Below are 17,832 nucleotides of genomic sequence, written 5' to 3' on the forward strand. Positions count from 1 at the left end.
TTCTGTATGAATATCTTGTTCCTTGACAGGAGAGATTCTAAGTGCCTTCAGAATTAAATTGGCCATAAAGTTCAGCATCAAAATAAAAGGCCTGAATATAAAATAGAAGATGCGAAGCGGTACGGCGATCAGTAAAGTCGTCTGGGGGCCTTGCGGATGGCGATTGATTTTGGTGCTAATTCACCAAAAACAATATGTAAAATGGTAATAAGCACAAAAGCCAGGATAATAGCAATTTTACTGGCTGTTGGGGTACTCATATCAACGGAGAACAGATGGAAGAATTTTACGACCACACTGGTCATCACGCTCTCACCAACCCAACCAAGGCCAAGGGAGGCCAGTGTTACCCCCAGTTGGGTAGCGGCCAGATAATTATCCAGGTTATTGGTTACAATACGTGCCGTATTGACCAATTTTTTGGAAGCCCCCTTTGTGGTGGTAATCTGGGAAGAACGAACTTTTACGATAGCAAATTCAGCAGCAACGAAAAAACCATTTAATAAAACCAGAAAAATGGTTAATACTATTTTTAAAATGTCAACGGACTCAGAGGCCGGAGGTATATCAGAAATCATTGTTTTTAGTCAAGTGAATAACTACAATATTACACAAATTGCGCCAAAACGTAAAAAAAATATGGTTAAACAACCCTCTTTTTTAGGCAAATGGCCCAAAAAGGCCTGGAAACGGTTAAAATACACCTTTCCCAGGCCTCTTTTGAACGCTTTGGCCTGTATTTTTAGTTTATTTAAAATGGATTTTCCCCAAAAATATAAGCTGCTAGTCTACCCGTGGGCAGGTCGGTACAATTCGAATTTAAAGGTCGTCTGTGAATTGCTGATCATCTGACTCATCCTGGTTATCACTATCGTCCTGATCAGCATCATCACCACCTTCACTTTCAAAGCCGTCAGCATTTTTGTCCAGATCATATTTTTCCTCAATATCTATAAATTGATCCGGTAGCAGACTTTTATTGCCGTATTGTTGCGGCCCCACTCCTTCCGTCCGACTAATATAAGGATACTCTTTTCTGGGATCAGCATCTTTATTAATGCCAATGAGTTCCAGCAAAAAGATCCAGTTTTTATCAAAATCATACTCATAGATAAAATGTTGGTTGGTATCCTTAATCTCAGTACCAATAACAGTATCAGCCATCAAAAGGGGCTCCACCCGGTAGGGCCGGTCATATTTTTCCAGCGATATCTGGCGGCCTCTTTGCCAATGTTCATTACTTCTATAAAAGGTCGCCTGGTGTTTATTGTCAAAACCGTAGGACTGCAAAATACAGGCATGCAAATCCTGGAACAATTGCGCGGTCTGAATGACAATATCTCTGTAAACACCACTATCTTCTTCCACATATACCCTGAATTTCAAAACGGCCATATCAATGGTTTTTAATAATATGATTGAATCTTATTTAAAAATAGCATAATCTTGCCAGCTTGCCCGTCTGCCAGCCACTGACTTATAAAGCTGCTGCGGCACAAAAAGCCGGCCAGAGAAGCCTAGCAAAGGCAAGCTGTTGTTTGTCTTTGCTAGACCCCTGTCATGGTTTTAGAGCTCACCAGGGCCAGTCTTAGGCGCGGTGCCGCCGTCTTTTTTGGACACCAGACCTAACTCGGCGCCCTTATCCAGCATCAATTGATAGGCCGCCTCATAGCTGCCCGGTATGATTCCTTCAATGATCGATTCCCGGATACAATCCTTAATAATACCTACTTCCCTACTGGGGCGGATGCCAAAGGTCTGCATGATCAGATCCCCTGAAATTGGTGGCTGCCAGTTGCGCATTTTGTCAGCGGCCTCCACTTCTTCCATCCTTTTGCGGACAAGTTTAAAGTTTTCCTTAAAGCGCCTGACCTTCATAACATTTTTACTGGTAATATCAGCCGAGCAGAGGGTCATCAGATCATCTGTCTCAGCGCCGGCATCAAAGAGTAATCTTCTGACCGCACTATCGGTAATATTTTCCTTGGTCAGGCTGACTGGCCGCATATGTAGTCCAACTAGTTTTTGTACATAGCGCATTTTGTCATTAAGGGGCAGTTTTAGCTGATTAAAAATCTTTGGAACCATTTTGGCGCCCACCAGTTCGTGGCCATGGAAAGTCCAGCCATGCCCCTTTTCAAAACGCTTGGTGGCTGGTTTGCCGATATCATGAAGCAAAGCCGCCCAGCGCAGCCATAGATCTTTGGTATGTGGGGCAATATTATCTAATACCTGGATACTATGATAAAAATTATCCTTGTGGCCAATCCCATCTACGTTTTCAGCGCCTGCCATGGAGGAGAGTTGCGGAAAAAACTGATCCAAAAGACCGGTTGTAAAAAGCAGTGCCCAGCCGATGGAAGGTTTTTTGGCCATCATGATCTTATTGAGCTCATCAGCAATTCTTTCCCCTGAAATGATTTTTATCCGTTCTTTTTGCCGCTTGATTGCTTCCAGTGTTTCTGGCTGAATGCTAAACTGTAGCTGGGTCGCAAAGCGGATGGCTCTTAGCATTCTTAAGGGGTCGTCACTAAAGGTGCTATCTGGCGCCTGTGGCGTCCGGATAATTTTATAGGACAGATCCTGTAGTCCGTTAAAAGGATCCTGGATCCTGCCGCCGTCCGTGTGATGCAGGCTGAGTCTTGAAAAAAAGGTATTGATCGTAAAATCTCTGCGGTTAAGATCATCCTGCAGGGAGCCTTGCGCTACCGCTGGTTTGCGACTGCTTTGTTCGTAACTTTCTTTGCGGGCACCCACGATTTCAATTTCCATGTCTGGTAATTTAATCTGTGCAGTCCCGTAGGTTTTAAAAAGCGTAACAGGTGGCTTTGGATGAAACCGCTCTGCAATTTGCTTTGCTAGTAGTAAGCCATCACCTACTGTCATAATGTCGACATCTTTTGTCGGGCGATCCAGGATTTTATCACGGACATAGCCGCCAATCAGGTAGACCTCCATGCCCAACTCATCGGCTGTGGCGGCAATCTTATTAAAGACAAAATGTTCACGTTGCGACACTGGAAAGTCAAAGTCCATGCGATTCATAAATAAAAATTATAATTGAATAATATAATTACAATTATAATCAGTAGGTTAAATAGTAACTATAATTGGCAGCGGCAACAACCGGCCCTCTGATTTGCTAAGGCTTGGGTTGGTTTGCAAATTTAATTTCAAAACTGTGTTGCCAGTTTTTGCCCGTAATGACAAAATTACCAGTTGCCTTATGATAAGCAATGCCATTGAGCACATCATCCTTATTTTGCGCAAATCCATTTTTTTTGCGAATATCTGTCAGATCATAAGTGGCGACCACTTTACTGGTGGCAGGGTCAATTTTGACGATATTATCCGTTTGCCAGACATTGGCATAAATAAACCCGTCTACATATTCCAGCTCGTTGATCTGCGATAAAGGACCATAAGCTCCCTGGATATTTAAGGTTTTTACAACGGAAAAATCTACCGGATTGATATAATAGAGGTGACTGCTGCCATCGCTGACAATCAAATGCTGTTCATCGGTGGTCATCCCCCAGCCCTCATTGGGCCAGGTAAGTTGCCCTGTCTTTTTAAGCGTTTTTGCGTCATAGACATATACGATATGCTGCTGCCAGGTCATCTGATAAATTTTCCCTCCCAGCTCGCTAATGCCTTCGCCAAAATCTGCTTTGGCCAGCTTTACTTCCTGATAAACCTTGCCGGAGTTCAGATCATAGCTAAATAGTCTGCTTTTCTCAGGTTCGCCCGCACTTTCATAGGCGGTGTCGCCTTTTAGATAAAAACCTTCTGTAAAGGCTGAAGGATCATGTGGATAGACTTTAATAACCGTGTAATCCGGCTTGGCATTTAAGGTCGTACTTTGATCGGTTTGGTTGCCTAAGTGATCGCCTGCACTGTTGCCACAGGCTACAGCAAGGATAAACAAAGGCAATACCATATATTTCTTAACCAACATATATTTTCTTTTACTTTTAATGAATCGCCTACACTGATCATAATTAAACAATCTGGCCAGTTTTTACTTGCGATTCAGGAGCGCTAAATTCACAATATTTCTTTAGGATTCCAAAATTATGTCATCCGTTTGCAATTGTATCAATTGTCTGAGGTTTTTAAGTTTCTTTGTGTTGATGTATTAATGTAATGCCTGTGGTCTGATGCTTACCACTTTTAGCGATCATAAGCGCTGATCTCATCGGCTGGCGCAGGTTGATTCTCATTGGATAAAGCGTCCCATTTAGGAATCTCTTCCACCCTGACCCGGGTGATTCCTGCACCACCCATAAAATGGAGGGCTTCGGCGGCGGCGATGGACAGGTCAATGACCCGGCCTTTACTGGCCATGGAGGGATGCATGCGGTCATTGATGTATACGGTGACGCTGCGCCCATTAGAAAGCCTGGTGACCTTAACCCAGGTTCGCAGCTTAAAAAAATTACTGGCTGCTGTCATTTTATGGTTTTGATACCGGGTACCAATGGCCGTTTTGGTGCCTTCCAGGCTGCGGCTGTAATGCGTCGCCTTACCCAGGACAATTTTTTGGCCGGCTGCCCCTTTGGTTACCTGCACTGATTTTGATTTTGTAGGTGCCAATTGCCCATACAGGGGACCGTTGCCCAACATAATCAGCCCCAAAGCCCATAGGCCAATCAATAAAAAAGTATTGGTGGCGTATTTTTTTGTCCCCGTCATCTAAGAATTTAAAATAAGTTGAATGCCTGTTATGCTGTTTTTGCCCTCTAAATTGCCCTCCAATTGCCAAAAGAGCGTTTGCCGGTTGGCAATTATTGCCTATTTTGTTCCCGCTTTTAAACCTGATCCAGGTTTATTATAAAGCCGGAATCAGAAAATTTGAATTTTATGTCCTTATTTATGTCACTTCAAGGGTCGGTTAATACCATTTTTCCCTTCCATGCGCTGGGTTTACCAGGCCCAGGGAAGCGGGCATTGCTAGCCAGGTTGTCTGCCCTAACTGGGCGGATCAACCGATTCTTCCGAACCAATCGTCGCATCTGCAAAGTGATCTGCGGTATTAAAATTTTCCTGACCCTTATTGTTATAACCCTTACGATGCCCTTGATGCCTTTAAATGCCCAAACATACAAAATAAACAAATATGGTTTGAGACTAATTAATGATATGGCGAGTTACCAGCAGCGCATAAGCCAGGATCCTGATCTGGCGTTAATCCCCCTGGATAGTTTAATAGAGGATCTTAAAACAGATTTTGTCTATGCGACCCTTAATAATTTTACCGGCAAAGTACTTTATAAGGCACCAAGGGCCTATCTTAGAAAGCCAGCTGCGCTTGCGCTGCAAAAAATAGCCCGACAGTTTAATAAGCTGGGCTACGGTTTGCTTATTTATGACAGCTACCGTCCTTATTCAGTGACTGAAAAGATGTGGGAAGTGGTGCCGGATAACCGCTATGCGGCAGATCCCCGACATGGCAGCGGTCATAACAGAGCTTTATCTGTGGATCTTAGTCTCTATGACTTAAAAACCGGTAAACCGGTCCAGATGCCAACTGAATTTGACAATTTTACCAATAAGGCCCACCAGGGTTATCAAAATTTGCCTGACAATGTTTTGAAAAACAGGGCGTTACTTAAAAGTGTGATGGTGCACGGCGGTTTTAAGCCGCTTAGCACTGAATGGTGGCATTTTAGCTATCCTGGAGATAACAGCCGGTATCATTTGCTGAATTTATCCTTTGCCGAGTTGAATAATGCCCCCCATTAAACATTGACCCTCCAAAAGCATCCAAGTTTTGCAGGTAAACTAACAGGTGTTCAAAAGTTTTTTTGAATATCGTTATTATGCGCCTATCTTTGGCCACCTGACCCCGGTTCTGAACCTGGGTTCGTTTTTTTGTACAGGACAGCACGCTGTGCAATATTGATTTTATATTTAGTACAATGTCAATGTAATCAATATGCCTGGACAATTAAATAAAACAATTATTTCTAAAACCAATTTAAGAGAACAATGAAAAGAACGCTTCTTTCAGCTTTTGCAATACTATTGACCGTGTCAATGGCTACTGCACAGGTGAACCTGGTTAAAAAAGCGAGTGAAAATGCAACGGATGCGGCAAAACAAGGATTTAAATTTACCAATGTGATTGATCTGTCTACCACGCCGGTAGAAAATCAGGGCTCTTCAGGAACCTGCTGGAGCTATTCAGCCAATTCCTTCCTGGAATCTGAAATGATTAAAAACGGACAGGCGCCTGTACACTTATCTAAAATCTATACCGTGCGTCAAGCCTATATGGAAAAAGCAGATGCTTATGTCCTGATGAAAGGCGGTCTGAGCTGGGGTGATGGTGGAGAAGGCCATGACGTTATTAATATGTATGCCAAATATGGTACTTTGCCAGAATCAGACTATACCGGTCTGGTTGGAGGCAAAAAAATCAACCGGTTTGGCCCGATGCAGAAAAAGCTGAAAGCTTTACTGGATTCAGTAATTGCCATTAAAGGTCAGATTGATCCGGCCGGCTGGAAAGCTGAATTTAAAAAGATCCTGGATGATAGCCTGGGTGTCGTTCCTGCAACTTTCCAATACAATGGCAAGACCTATACACCGGCAACCTTCGCTAAAGAAGTCGCCCATCTGGATGCAGATAATTACATTGAGTTTATTTCTCAGACCTCAACGCCTTATTATAAAAAAGCCATGATGATGGCCTCCGATAACTGGGCATACCAATGGGATTACAATATTACCCCAACTGATTTGACAGATGTTATTGACAATGCGCTGAAAAACGGTTATACAGTTGGCTGGGGCGCCGATGTTTCTGAGCCTTATTTTAGCTGGCCCAACGGTGTTGCTTTTGTCCCTAAAAACGCTGAGGAGCTGGAAGGTAAAAAGCTGACACGCGATGAAAAAGCGGCCATTTATAATGGTGACCGTACAGAAATGGTGATAACGCCTGAACTGCGTCAGCAGGGTCTGGAAGATTATACCACTACTGATGACCATGGAATGCATATTGTTGGTTTGGCCAAAGACCAGGACGGTCAGGAGTTTTATATCGTTAAAAACTCTTGGGGCACTAAAAATGATTACAATGGCTTCTTATATGTGTCCAAGGCCTATGTACAGTATAAAACCACATCTATTTTGGTGAACAAAAAATCTGTACCTAAAAGCCTGGCTCGGAAAATATCCTTATAGGACTCCTTCAATATTGGCTGCAAAGCAACCGCTTTGGGACGGCTTGCATTAAAGGAGCATAAAGGAGCATTACGGAGGCTGTGACTGCATAAGTTGCAGCAAGTCGTTAAAAAAAGGGTCTGTTGCAATGCGCGCATTACAACAGACCCTTTTTTTATTGCTGGATTTCTGGCTGGTGCTAAAATGGGCATTTGCGCTGTTATCTAAATATCCTACAAAATATCCTGATAGCAGGCGTGCAATTTGTTTGCTGGAATTTTTAGATCGCTCTGATCAGCTAAGCCAAGCCGGTTATTTCAATATAAATGATTTAGTGTAATTTTACCTGAATAATTGTACAATTAAATACCTGCAAGTCTGCAAAAAGATATGTCGCAACAATTAAAAGAAAATGGGACACTAGAAGATTATAAGGCCCGGCAATTAAAAAAACATAAGACCCTGGCTACTTGCTGTCTTGTATTTATGGCAGCGGTCTATTTACTTATGGTTTTCCTGATGAAAAAAGAACCTGCCGGCTGGATGGGGTATGTCAGTGCATTTGCCGAGGCGGGTGTGGTGGGGGCACTGGCAGATTGGTTTGCCGTGACCGCACTTTTTCACCATCCTATGGGACTGAAAATACCACATACCAACCTGATTGAAAGAAAAAAAAATACGATCGGCAATAATCTGGGCGGCTTCGTGGTAGATAATTTTCTGACACCCATGGCACTGCGCCCCTATTTTGAGAAGCTGGATGTGGCTACCATGGCTGGAGGTTATCTGGCTATTGAGCGCAACCGTGAACAAATGCTTCAGGAAGCTATGAAAATGGCCAAAGAACTCCTGGAAAAAACAGATGATCAGGCGGCAGCCCGTTTTCTCAAAAACAAAGGGCGGGATTTATTGGAAACAGTAAATCTGGGCCCTACCCTGGGCAGTGCCCTGGACTTATTGCTTAGCCAGGGTCAGGACCAAAGACTGCTTAATTACCTGCTTGAAAAACTTAAATATTATATTGCGGGCAATGAGGAGCTGGTCAAAGAAAGAGTAAAAAAGAAAGCGGCTTTTTGGTGCCGGGTTTTGTTGATAACATGCTGGCCAATCGTATTACCACTGGGCTTGCCAATTATATCCATGAGATTCACCAGACACCTAATCACCCGCTTAGACAAGAAATGAGGGGGCAGCTTAGACTATTATCCAGTGATTTAAAATCGTCTGAAAAGTATGAAAATGACCTTGCGCAGCTAAAAGCCGGGCTGCTTTCAGAAACACAACTGGAAGGCTACGCCATGATGGCCTGGCAATATTTAAAAGATATGCTGCTGCAGGAACTGGATTATGCACCAGAACTAGGACAAACCACTAAACTTTCCCGTTATCTGGACCGGCAGATCCTGGTTCTTTCAGATAATTTAAAAAATGATCCAAAGATGGCCGGCAAAGTCAATCACTGGATCCGGTTAAATGCCTACCGGCTGACGCTACGCAACCGAGCGCGGGTGGGTGAACTGATTAGTCGCACTGTGGGCAACTGGCAGGGTCATGATCTGAGTGAAAAACTGGAACTGGAGGTAGGTAAAGACCTGCAGTATATCCGTATCAACGGCACGATTGTCGGCGGCCTGGTTGGGTTGCTCATTTATACCATTACTCAATTACTCTAGTCAGTTAGGCTACACAGCTACGCTACGCAGCTACGCTGGATAGAAAATGACCAAGTATTTGCGTCTGGGATCGCAGAGAAAACCGGGTCGATTAAGTCTAAGAAATAACCCAGGACATTACCTGAGACATTACCTGAGACATTTTTGTAACGTCCTATTGTGCCTGATGGCAGCAGACAGCAGGAGCAGAAGAAAGTGTATATATGGAAGTACTACCCAAAAAAACATCTGCCCGTATATACATTTTTGTATATGTGAGAACAGATGTTCCTTTTTGCTTAATGAGTGCCGAATCCGACTAAATCATTTAATTATTTCAATTAGTGCATTGCCGCACTCAGATCCACTTTTTCTTACTGTTTTTAACCATTAATACAAATGGCACACAGATTAAAAACATCATACCAATGTATAGGAATACATCCATATAGGACAAGATGGCTACTTGTTTCATGATCATGCCATCAATGGCCTCATAGGCGGCTTTCCTTGCCTGGTTAAGCGCCATGCCTTTATGCGTAAACATGGCCACCAGACTCTCATATTTGTGCTGGAATATGCCGCTGGCTGCATTTGTATTGCTGACCATATCGGTACGGTAGCTGAAGTTCTGACGCGTCATAAAAGTAGAAATCAACGCGACCCCGAAAGATCCGCCCAGCTGTCTGGCCATACCGGTAAAGGAGGCACCTTCGCCGATGGATTTACCCGTAAGGGTGGACAGGGCCAGTGTCGTAATTGGAATAAAGATCATACTAAGGGCAAAACCACGCAGCATCAGCATCCAGAAAAAGTCATTAAAACCGGTGTCTGGTGTGATGATCTTATATCCCCACAAGCTGTAGACAAAAACAGGATAAACCCAAGCGCAATCAAGAGTTGTTGCTTGACCCCTTTTTGCATCAGTATACCGATAATGGGCATCATAATGGCCGTTACCACGGCCGATGGCACCATAATCAGACCAGCCTGATAGGCTGTCCAGCCCAGAATATTCTGCAAGTAAAGTGGTATAATAAAGGTTGATCCATATAGGCCGAACCCTAATATGAAGGTCAGGATGGTACCGATAGCCAGATTCTTATCTTTGAGTACTCTGAGATTGACAATGGGGTTTTTAGCCACGGTCTCTCGCCAGATAAAGAAATAGAACATAACTGCAGAGATAATGGAACAAATCACCACCAGATGGGAGCTAAACCAGTCCTCCTCTTGCCCTTTTTCCAATACAAACTGCAAACAGCCCACCGCGCCCATTAAAAATAAAATCCCATACCAGTCTACTTCGCTGGCTTTTTTCTTTGTTCCATATTTAGGACTACGAACAAATTTTAAGGTCATGATAGCGGCCGCAATACCTATGGGGATATTTACAAAAAAGATATAAGGCCAGCTATAGGTCTCTACCAGATAACCACCCAGTGGTGGCCCAAGGGTTGGACCCACGATTACGCCAAGTCCGTAAATAGCCTGAGCCATACCTCTTTTATCCATTGGGAATACTTCCGTAATAATGGTTTGGGAAGTAACAAGCAAGGCGCCCCCACCTACTCCTTGAAGAAACCGGAAAATAATCAGTTCCCACAGACTAGTGGCATTACCGCAGAAAAAGAACAAGCTGTAAATACGATCACCGATGCCGCAAAATAGTTTCTGCGACCAAACTGCTGGCTTAACCAACTGGTCATGGGATAATAATGACGTTCCCGATGGCATAGGCCGTAATCACCCAACCGATCTCACTGAGCGTTGCCCCAGGTTACCCTTCATATCATTGAGCGCCACGTTGACAATCGTCGTATCCACGATCTCCAGCAGTGCGCACAGGATGGCTGTAATCACGATCACCACTCGCCTGGCGCCATATTCTACCAAAGAATCCTGTTGATTTAGGCTTATTGAATTACTCATTTTAATTTTTCATCTTTTAAAAAGAAAATGTTGGCTTATTATCGCTTAGTAGCTACCTGACATTCGCGCAAATCAATAAATACGCTGCCACTGACGGGGCGTAGTCATTAATTACTGTTTAATGGTAAATAACTAAAGCGCACTGCCCTTGCTGGCTGGCTTCTTAAATGCCTACTAATGAATTTTAGAAGACGACTGCTTCACCAGGGGTGATCAGGAGTACCGGTAGCCCAGATCACTTGCTAAAGCCAATTATTTAAAACCATTTTCTATATTATTTACCGGAAGTAAGCAAGACGTCCACGTCCACACTCATACCAGAGCTTAACATCTGCAAAGTTGAATCAGATGCGCCGACAAGATCAATACGCACCGGAAGACGTTGAACCACTTTTATGAAGTTGCCGGAAGCGTTATCTGGCGGTAATAATGCCATTTTAGCCCCGGTGGCCGGTGATATAGAGCTCACTGTTCCTTTGAGATCCATATCAGGGTAGGCATCCACATGAATCTGCACATCCTGACCTTTGCGGATTTTAGTCATCTGCGTTTCTTTGAAATTGGCAACGACCCATCTTTTTAAATTGGGAACGACCTCAAATAAAGCCTGGCCTGCGGAAACAAATTGACCGGGTTGTAAGTTTACGGTACCCACCTGCCCGTCTACAGAAGCCGTGATGACCGTATAAGAAAGGTTTAGTTTAGCGGCATCAATGGAGGCTTGTTCCTGTTTGATCTTCGCCTGAGCGGAGGCAACCTGAGAGTTGGATACCTCTTTTTGAGAAACGACGGCTGCTACGTTCTTAGCAGCTGCATTTTTTTGTGCCTGAAGAATACTCAACTGTTTTTCAGCCAGTTCTTTGGTGGCTTTTGCCTCTTCAAACTGTTGTTGGGTAATCGTGTGGTCTTTTATCAGATTACTGTAGCGTTCAAAATCACTATTGGCTCTCCAAAGTTTTACTTTAGCGGCTTCTATTTGTGCATCCACCGTTTCAATGGAGGTCCTTGAACTGACGATATTGCTTTGTGCGACGCCGATCCCTGCGCTGGCTACGCTTACACCGCTCTTAGCAGCAGCGAGACCGGCCTGGGCATTTTCCAGGGCAATCTGAAAATCACGGTCATCCAAAATGACCAGGGTGTCGCCCTTATGTACATATTGATGATCTTTCACCAGTACGTCTTTAATATAACCGGAGACATGTGGAATGACCGGGCTGATGTCACTGGAGATCTGCGCATCATCTGTTTCTTCATGCTTTTGTGCATGCAAAAAAGCCATCACGCCATAAATAATACCTGCTACGACCAGAATGGAGAAAATGATCGCAAACATGGCATTTGATTTTTTCTTGGGTTTTGTGGTGTTATTTTCCTGAGACATTTTTCTCGCTTTATAAATTATAATTGAATTATTGTTTTATGCTTGTTTTTGGCGGTATACCCTATCTGTAAACCGAATTATTTGTCGTTATTTATGTGATGCACTCGTTTATTCAGTACGCCTACCGTTTCATAGATTTTATTATAGGCAACGGCTGCATCTGCTTTTGCATTGGCAAAATTGATTCTGGCCTGTAGCTGTGCGACATCCGCATCGAAAAGTTCAGTGGCTGTTGCCAGCGCATTGTCATATTTATTTTTGGTGATGCGGTAGTTTTCCGCTGCCTGCTCAATGGCTTTTTGCAACACATCCAGCTTTTTGAGTTGATGGGTATAATTATTATAGGCCTGGAAAATCTCTGTCTGAATATCGTCATCCAATTTTTGGCGCCGAATGTCCAGTATCTTTTCCTGCGTCTTGGCGGCCCGCTCCTTGGCTTTATTTTTATACAAAGCGCCCAGATCATAACTGACGCCTACCCCAACGTTTACGATGTTATATGCTGAAAGTGCCTTAGGGATATCGGCGGCCATATAACCACCTGTGAGTGCAACGGTCGGATATTTATTTCCTTGGATCGCCTTTGTATTGTATAAGGCTGCCTGGCTTCTCTGGACGGTGGCCAGGTAATCAAACCGGTTGGATCTGGCCATTGTTACCAGATCAGCTAGCCCTTCTACCTGTGCAGGTGTGCCGACTGCATTGGTGTCAATGATGATCTGTGTACTATCTTCCAGTCCTAGTAGCAGGTTAAAATTAAAATTAGTAATCTTGCGGTTGTTCTCTGCATCCAGTACTGCCAGCTCCATATCGCTTTGTTGCAATTCTGCTTTCATCAGATCGTTTCTGGCGATAATGCCATTGGCTTCCAGATTTGAAAAGTCTTTTACGCGCTGCACAGCGGTTTTTAGATTTTCATTGACCAGTCTTAATTGGGCATCTGCCTTATAGAGGTTATAATAAGCGCTGATAATGTTTTGTACGACTTCTTCTTTGTCATTTTCTGCGTCCAGTTTAGTAGCCTTTGTCAGATACTCGGCACTTTTAATGGAGTTAGTGATCTTGCCTCCTGCATACAGGGGCAAAGAAGCACTGACCATGCCGTAGACGGCCTGGTGAACTTTTGGAAAACTGCTTGAGGAAGATCCGTCATCCGAGGAGCCTGCATCGTCATCACTATTATCGCCCAGATCTAATTTAATATCCAAATGTGGTTGGGCCAGATATAAATAAGCACCACTTAATTTAAGATCTGGAAGTTTTGCGTCCTTGGACTGTTGCAGACTTGCCTCAGCCTGCTCAACTGCTGCATCTGAGAGCATGAGTTTTTTGCTGTGCCCCAGTCCCAGTTCAATGGCTTCACTTAAACTTAGGTTTTTGTCGGTTGTTGGGCCCACAAAACAGCAGGCATGATCATTAAGGCAATCAGATATCCTGCTTTTTTTAATGTGTGATTCATCTATAAATTGTTTTACAATTCGGTTAAGTCGGTATTATGCTTGTGAGGATCCTTCCGGTTTCTTTAGAAGATAAACGTGAATCAAATCCTTCAGATGGGCAATGACCCTTTTTTTTATTTTAGGATTTTCAAACGGATCAGGATTTTGCGCTGTTTGTTCAAAAATCAGGTTACAGATGGTACGAGATAAAAAAACATGGTTGATCGTTCCCATAATGGTAGAAGTGATGAGTCCGTAGTCTACTTTATTGAACTCGCCATTATTAATCCCCTCTTCCAAAATTCCTTTTATCAGCATGCCGTTCTTTTTAAAAATATTGCCGATGGCAATATTTAGTTCAGGTCGTTTATTCAACATGACCTCATTTTGAAGGACTTTATGAAAATGGCGTTTTTCTAAGACTTTGTTTACCTGCATTTCTATAATACGGTCCATTTTCTCAATGGCTGTAAGACTTTTATCCTGTGCCAGTTCTTCAAATTCTTTTCTGACTATTTCAGAGCGCCCTTCTACAATGGCTTCAAAGAGTTTTTCCTTGCTGCCAAAATAATAGTTAATCATAGCGATATTGACGCCGGCTGCACTCGCCAAATCACGCATCGATGTACCCTCAAAACCATTTTTGGAGAACAGCTCGATGGCTATATTAACAATATGAGATTTTTTGTCTGACATATCTCAATTCCTTTGTTTTGCTTTTGATAGTGCAAAATTAAACAATTGTTTAAGTTAATCAAACATTTGTTTAATATTTTTTGAAAAAATAACCCCTTTTGTGCCAATAAAATAATTATATGATTGATTTAGTGTGGATTATGATTTGATTTTTTGGGGCGTTCAAAAACCGTTAATTTATCTAGGATGGTGAAAACGGGGGAAAATAATTAGCATAAAGAGCCCAATTAGGACAGTTCGTTAGGCTGACGTATTTTTAAGGCCAATTCAAAGTGGATTAAAACGATATATATAATTATGAATCAGTCTGATATTGATAAGCAAGGAATTACAGAAGGGCCAATTTCTCCAATGCCCCAAAAAATGGAAGACAAGTCGCTCAGCAAGCGGATCAGCCAGGACGAAGGATTGTCTGAGGCATTTATGAAGCTAGCAACGATTATGGATGAACTACGTGAACAGTGCCCCTGGGATCAAGAGCAGACTATTGATACCTTAAGAGCAATGACGCTGGAGGAAACCTATGAGTTGACCGGCGCCATTGATGAAAAAAACTGGTCAGATCTCAAAGGTGAACTCGGTGATATTATGCTCCATTTATTGTTTTATGCCCGGATCGGCAAAGAACAGCAGCAGTTTAATCTAAAAGATGTCCTGGAGTCGATCTCAGAAAAAATGATCCGCCGTCATCCGCATATATATGGAGATATCAAAGTGAAGGATGCTGAGGCGGTTAAACGCAACTGGCAACAAATAAAACAACAGCAAGAAAAAACAGCCATATTGAGCGGCGTCCCCAAGGGTTGCCCTCCATGGTCAAAGCTGCCCGGATCCAGGAAAAGGCAAGACAAGCTGGTTTTGACTGGCCCGAAGGGGAAACGCAGTCCGTGTATGATAAAGTCCTGGAGGAACTCAGTGAGTTGCAGGAGGCGATCGAATCGACGGATCAGGGGCATATAGAGGAAGAATTAGGGGATGTTTTTTTCTCATTGATTAATTACGCACGCTTTTTGAAGGTGGATGCGGATAAGGCGCTGGAAAGCTGCAATCAGAAATTTATCAAACGTTTTAATCTGATGGAGCAACTGGCAGCGGATCAGGGACGCTCCATTACGGATCCAGATATGCTTTTTAAAGAAATGGACGACTTATGGGAAGCGGCAAAACAAAAGCTGAAAAAGGAATTAGGGGTTCAAGGAAGTATAAATGGCGACGGGTCGCAGGCGGAACAGTGATTGATCGAGGGTTGAATTGAGGGTTGAATCAGGGGTGAATAGCAGGTTGAATTGAGGGTTGAATCTTAACCTTATACTAGTGTGAATTTTTAAAGGGTAGCCGTCAAGCGGTATATGATTAATACATTTAGAAAAGCAATATTTAAGCAGGGCTATTCACTGATCATAGCCGCCTGGATGTTTACACTCTCTTTTGTGATAAGCAACTACTGGGCATTTAACGCCTCTCCTCAAAAGGTCAAACAAAGTTTTGAATCTTATCTTGCCTCTCAGGAAAAGGACTTTGAAACCCTGACAACCACCACAGCCTCCTTACATTTATTGCTGAATAGTCAGGCAGATAAATCGGCTCTGGATTTACAGGACAAGGAATACGGCCTATTTGTTTATACGGTGGGCGATAGTACACCGCCAAAAGAGACCTATTGGAATACCTTTAATATGAATGTAAGCCAGCAGGATCTCAGATTGCCGGATGGCTACTACCCGATTCGGGCCAATAATGGTCTTTTTGAAATGCTTAAAAAGACCATTCCCACCAAAACGGGCGACTTTCTGGTAGTGGCCATGATCCCTATTAGGTGGACCTATTTTATTGAAAGCAAATATTTAGAAACAGCTTTGCCCATGCGCCGGATCTGGATGGTATGTATTATGTGGATCAGAGCGGCACTGGGGAACCTATTTACAATTCCCGTGGTCAGGAGCTCTTTAAGCTGAGTAAATATGCACAAAATCCGGATCAGCATCCCAGCATGGCATCTTTAATTTTAAATTGCTGGGCATTTTGTTTGTCCTGATCTTTATCAATGGGGTCATCAGTGAGATCACGCTGGTTAAAGGGTTTTACAAAGGCGCATTCTGGCTGCTTATAACGGTGGTGTTGCTTCGGTTTATGACCTATTGGTTGCCCATCCCTTTTAATTACAGGAGCTATGAGCTGTTCAGTCCTATTATCTATGCCTCCAATGTGCTGCACTCCTCCTTAGGGGATCTGTTGATCAATACTTTACTGTTTTTCTGGATCACATTTTTTATTAAATACCGACATACTAAAGTAGGCGCCGGACACCAGCAATTGGTAAAAAAATATAGCAAAGTCATTGGTGTGGCGGCATTATTTTTATTTGCGCTCTGTACCATGAATATGGTTAGCATTGTATCCAGTCTTGTTAGAGATTCCAAGATCCCGATCAATGTGGCCGACTTTTTTAACCTGAATATTTACACGGTTGTCACTTTTGTGATTCTGACTTTTATTACACTGAGCTTTTTCAATCTGTCTTATTTTCTGCATCTGCCGGCCTTAAATGCCGGGTTTAGCCTGTATGAGCGGATGGCCATAGTGGTGGTCAGCGGGCTTTTAATGGTCTCTGTTAGCAGTTCCTCAGATCTGGTCACCATAAAAATATTCGCACTGGCCTGGATGGTGCTTTATTTATTTTTCCTCCAGGTCCGGTGGGAGGATTTGCCCGGGCCGCTGGTTGCTTCCAGGTATTTTTATTTTGGGTCATGTTTTTTGCGGCCACCTTTACCGCAATTTTGCAGTTCACCAATAACAGAAGACTGGAGGAGAAGAAAAGGTATGCAGAGGCGCTGGCCCTACAGGCAGATAATGCTGGTGAAAATCTGGTAAAAATGGCGATCAGCAATTTTACGAACTTTTTCTGGAATGATAATTTTAACCGCCTTTATGACGACGGGGATAACCGCTTTGTCAAGGACAGCCTGATAATGGCTAATTTCTCGGGTTTTTTAAATAAATTCAATACGCGGATTTATACCTTTGATGCCAACAGAGCGCCGTTATATAATGCAGATTCGACTTCTTTTGGTCTGCTCAATGCGCTGGTCAGTAATTCAAAGCCGACCAATGTGACGGATCTCTATATTCATGGTTCGGAATCCGATAATTTTAATTATATCTACCGAAAGGAGATTAGCAGTGTTTATAACCACGCTGTTATGGGATACATGTTCGTTGTACTCTCACCCAGAAAGTATGTCAATAACAACCTGTCCTTGGAATTGCTGAATAATCCAGTCATCGTGACCGGACAGATCCCGCAAAACTACTCCTATGCTGTTTATAAAAACAGGCAACTATTTTCTAATAGCAAAGACTTTGAGTTCTCTGATTCTTTGAGCGACCAACAGATACCCAAAAGAGAATTCAGGCAAAACAATAGCTTTAAGGTAAAGGAGCTCTGGTATAATGCAGGCAATCATACGACAGTTGTGATCACGGAGAAAAATGATGACCTGCTTAGTACGGTGACCTTATTTGCCTACATCTTTTCTTCTTTTGTAGTGGTTATTGTATTGCT

16 protein-coding genes and 2 pseudogenes are annotated in these 17,832 nt (G+C 43.0%); 7 read left to right on the forward strand and 11 right to left on the reverse strand.

Annotated elements, in window-relative coordinates; translation table 11 throughout:
* From FSB73_RS27000 to FSB73_RS18895, 5 genes and pseudogenes are all read right to left on the reverse strand, one after another.
* Positions 1-578 (reverse strand): annotated as a pseudogene (locus FSB73_RS27000) (CNNM domain-containing protein); the annotation flags it as partial.
* A gap of 241 nt (positions 579-819) precedes the next feature.
* On the reverse strand, positions 820-1,395 hold the full coding sequence (locus tag FSB73_RS18880) for an IS1096 element passenger TnpR family protein (RefSeq protein ID WP_146785760.1): 576 nt from the start codon (positions 1,393-1,395) through the stop codon (positions 820-822).
* Between the two features lie 171 nt (positions 1,396-1,566).
* Positions 1,567-3,045 (reverse strand): CCA tRNA nucleotidyltransferase, encoded by a 1,479-nt coding sequence (locus FSB73_RS18885; RefSeq protein ID WP_225974175.1) that lies wholly within the window; start codon positions 3,043-3,045, stop codon positions 1,567-1,569.
* 97 nt (positions 3,046-3,142) lie between these two features.
* Positions 3,143-3,958 (reverse strand): glutaminyl-peptide cyclotransferase, encoded by an 816-nt coding sequence (locus tag FSB73_RS18890; protein WP_146785763.1) that lies wholly within the window; start codon positions 3,956-3,958, stop codon positions 3,143-3,145.
* 215 nt (positions 3,959-4,173) lie between these two features.
* Entirely contained in the window at positions 4,174-4,695 is a 522-nt protein-coding gene (locus FSB73_RS18895) for a septal ring lytic transglycosylase RlpA family protein (protein ID WP_146785766.1), read from the reverse strand.
* A 429-nt stretch (positions 4,696-5,124) separates the two neighbouring features.
* Here FSB73_RS18895 and FSB73_RS18900 point away from each other — a divergent pair, with 429 nt between their 5' ends.
* From FSB73_RS18900 to FSB73_RS27775, 3 genes and pseudogenes are all read left to right on the forward strand, one after another.
* Positions 5,125-5,745: a M15 family metallopeptidase gene (locus FSB73_RS18900; RefSeq protein ID WP_158639607.1), complete on the forward strand. Its 621-nt coding sequence runs from the start codon at positions 5,125-5,127 to the stop codon at positions 5,743-5,745.
* A 246-nt stretch (positions 5,746-5,991) separates the two neighbouring features.
* Entirely contained in the window at positions 5,992-7,188 is a 1,197-nt protein-coding gene (locus FSB73_RS18905; RefSeq protein WP_146785772.1) for a C1 family peptidase, read from the forward strand.
* Positions 7,189-7,710: 522 nt separating this feature from the next.
* Positions 7,711-8,840, forward strand: a pseudogene (locus FSB73_RS27775) (DUF445 domain-containing protein).
* A 337-nt stretch (positions 8,841-9,177) separates the two neighbouring features.
* On the opposite strand, the gene FSB73_RS25600 reads toward FSB73_RS27775, so the two are convergent.
* From FSB73_RS25600 to FSB73_RS18935, 6 genes are all read right to left on the reverse strand, one after another.
* The gene (locus tag FSB73_RS25600) at positions 9,178-9,624 is read right to left on the reverse strand and encodes an MFS transporter (protein WP_225974176.1); all 447 of its coding nucleotides are present in this window, start codon (positions 9,622-9,624) and stop codon (positions 9,178-9,180) included.
* Complete coding sequence (locus FSB73_RS25605) at positions 9,618-10,556, reverse strand: DHA2 family efflux MFS transporter permease subunit (RefSeq protein ID WP_225974177.1); 939 nt, start codon at positions 10,554-10,556, stop codon at positions 9,618-9,620. The genes FSB73_RS25600 and FSB73_RS25605 overlap by 7 nt, the downstream gene beginning before the upstream one ends.
* Positions 10,557-10,565: 9 nt before the next feature.
* The gene (locus FSB73_RS25610; RefSeq protein WP_225974178.1) at positions 10,566-10,751 is read right to left on the reverse strand and encodes a hypothetical protein; all 186 of its coding nucleotides are present in this window, start codon (positions 10,749-10,751) and stop codon (positions 10,566-10,568) included.
* 274 nt (positions 10,752-11,025) lie between these two features.
* Positions 11,026-12,135, reverse strand: coding sequence for an HlyD family secretion protein (locus tag FSB73_RS18925; RefSeq protein WP_146785782.1), 1,110 nt, complete (start codon positions 12,133-12,135; stop codon positions 11,026-11,028).
* Between the two features lie 77 nt (positions 12,136-12,212).
* Entirely contained in the window at positions 12,213-13,532 is a 1,320-nt protein-coding gene (locus FSB73_RS18930) for a TolC family protein (protein ID WP_146785785.1), read from the reverse strand.
* A 96-nt stretch (positions 13,533-13,628) separates the two neighbouring features.
* Complete coding sequence (locus tag FSB73_RS18935) at positions 13,629-14,270, reverse strand: TetR/AcrR family transcriptional regulator (protein WP_146785788.1); 642 nt, start codon at positions 14,268-14,270, stop codon at positions 13,629-13,631.
* Between the two features lie 297 nt (positions 14,271-14,567).
* On the opposite strand from FSB73_RS18935, the gene FSB73_RS25615 reads away from it, so the two are divergent.
* From FSB73_RS25615 to FSB73_RS25625, 4 genes are all read left to right on the forward strand, one after another.
* Positions 14,568-15,230, forward strand: coding sequence for a MazG nucleotide pyrophosphohydrolase domain-containing protein (locus FSB73_RS25615; protein WP_225974179.1), 663 nt, complete (start codon positions 14,568-14,570; stop codon positions 15,228-15,230).
* A complete protein-coding gene (locus FSB73_RS25620; protein WP_225974180.1) occupies positions 15,158-15,505 on the forward strand; it encodes a MazG nucleotide pyrophosphohydrolase domain-containing protein in 348 nt (115 codons plus the stop codon). The genes FSB73_RS25615 and FSB73_RS25620 overlap by 73 nt, the downstream gene beginning before the upstream one ends.
* A 114-nt stretch (positions 15,506-15,619) precedes the next feature.
* Positions 15,620-16,225: a hypothetical protein gene (locus FSB73_RS18945; RefSeq protein ID WP_146785791.1), complete on the forward strand. Its 606-nt coding sequence runs from the start codon at positions 15,620-15,622 to the stop codon at positions 16,223-16,225.
* A gap of 67 nt (positions 16,226-16,292) precedes the next feature.
* Positions 16,293-17,141: a hypothetical protein gene (locus FSB73_RS25625; protein ID WP_225974181.1), complete on the forward strand. Its 849-nt coding sequence runs from the start codon at positions 16,293-16,295 to the stop codon at positions 17,139-17,141.
* Positions 17,142-17,832: the final 691 nt, after the last annotated feature.

It is taken from the genome of Arachidicoccus ginsenosidivorans (assembly GCF_007971385.1).
GTDB classification, from domain to species: domain Bacteria; phylum Bacteroidota; class Bacteroidia; order Chitinophagales; family Chitinophagaceae; genus Arachidicoccus; species Arachidicoccus ginsenosidivorans.

What these genes read in the sequence shown, in the direction of transcription:
- FSB73_RS18890 (WP_146785763.1), bottom strand. Translation starts at nt 3,958, where the DNA reads ATGTTGGTTAAGAAATATATGGTATTGCCTTTGTTTATCCTTGCTGTA.
- FSB73_RS18905 (WP_146785772.1), top strand. Translation starts at nt 5,992, where the DNA reads ATGAAAAGAACGCTTCTTTCAGCTTTTGCAATACTATTGACCGTGTCA.
- FSB73_RS18885 (WP_225974175.1), bottom strand. Translation starts at nt 3,045, where the DNA reads ATGAATCGCATGGACTTTGACTTTCCAGTGTCGCAACGTGAACATTTT.
- FSB73_RS18895 (WP_146785766.1), bottom strand. Translation starts at nt 4,695, where the DNA reads ATGACGGGGACAAAAAAATACGCCACCAATACTTTTTTATTGATTGGC.
- FSB73_RS25610 (WP_225974178.1), bottom strand. Translation starts at nt 10,751, where the DNA reads ATGAGTAATTCAATAAGCCTAAATCAACAGGATTCTTTGGTAGAATAT.
- FSB73_RS25615 (WP_225974179.1), top strand. Translation starts at nt 14,568, where the DNA reads ATGAATCAGTCTGATATTGATAAGCAAGGAATTACAGAAGGGCCAATT.
- FSB73_RS18935 (WP_146785788.1), bottom strand. Translation starts at nt 14,270, where the DNA reads ATGTCAGACAAAAAATCTCATATTGTTAATATAGCCATCGAGCTGTTC.
- FSB73_RS25600 (WP_225974176.1), bottom strand. Translation starts at nt 9,624, where the DNA reads ATGCTGATGCTGCGTGGTTTTGCCCTTAGTATGATCTTTATTCCAATT.
- FSB73_RS25605 (WP_225974177.1), bottom strand. Translation starts at nt 10,556, where the DNA reads ATGCCATCGGGAACGTCATTATTATCCCATGACCAGTTGGTTAAGCCA.
- FSB73_RS18945 (WP_146785791.1), top strand. Translation starts at nt 15,620, where the DNA reads ATGATTAATACATTTAGAAAAGCAATATTTAAGCAGGGCTATTCACTG.
- FSB73_RS18925 (WP_146785782.1), bottom strand. Translation starts at nt 12,135, where the DNA reads ATGTCTCAGGAAAATAACACCACAAAACCCAAGAAAAAATCAAATGCC.
- FSB73_RS18880 (WP_146785760.1), bottom strand. Translation starts at nt 1,395, where the DNA reads ATGGCCGTTTTGAAATTCAGGGTATATGTGGAAGAAGATAGTGGTGTT.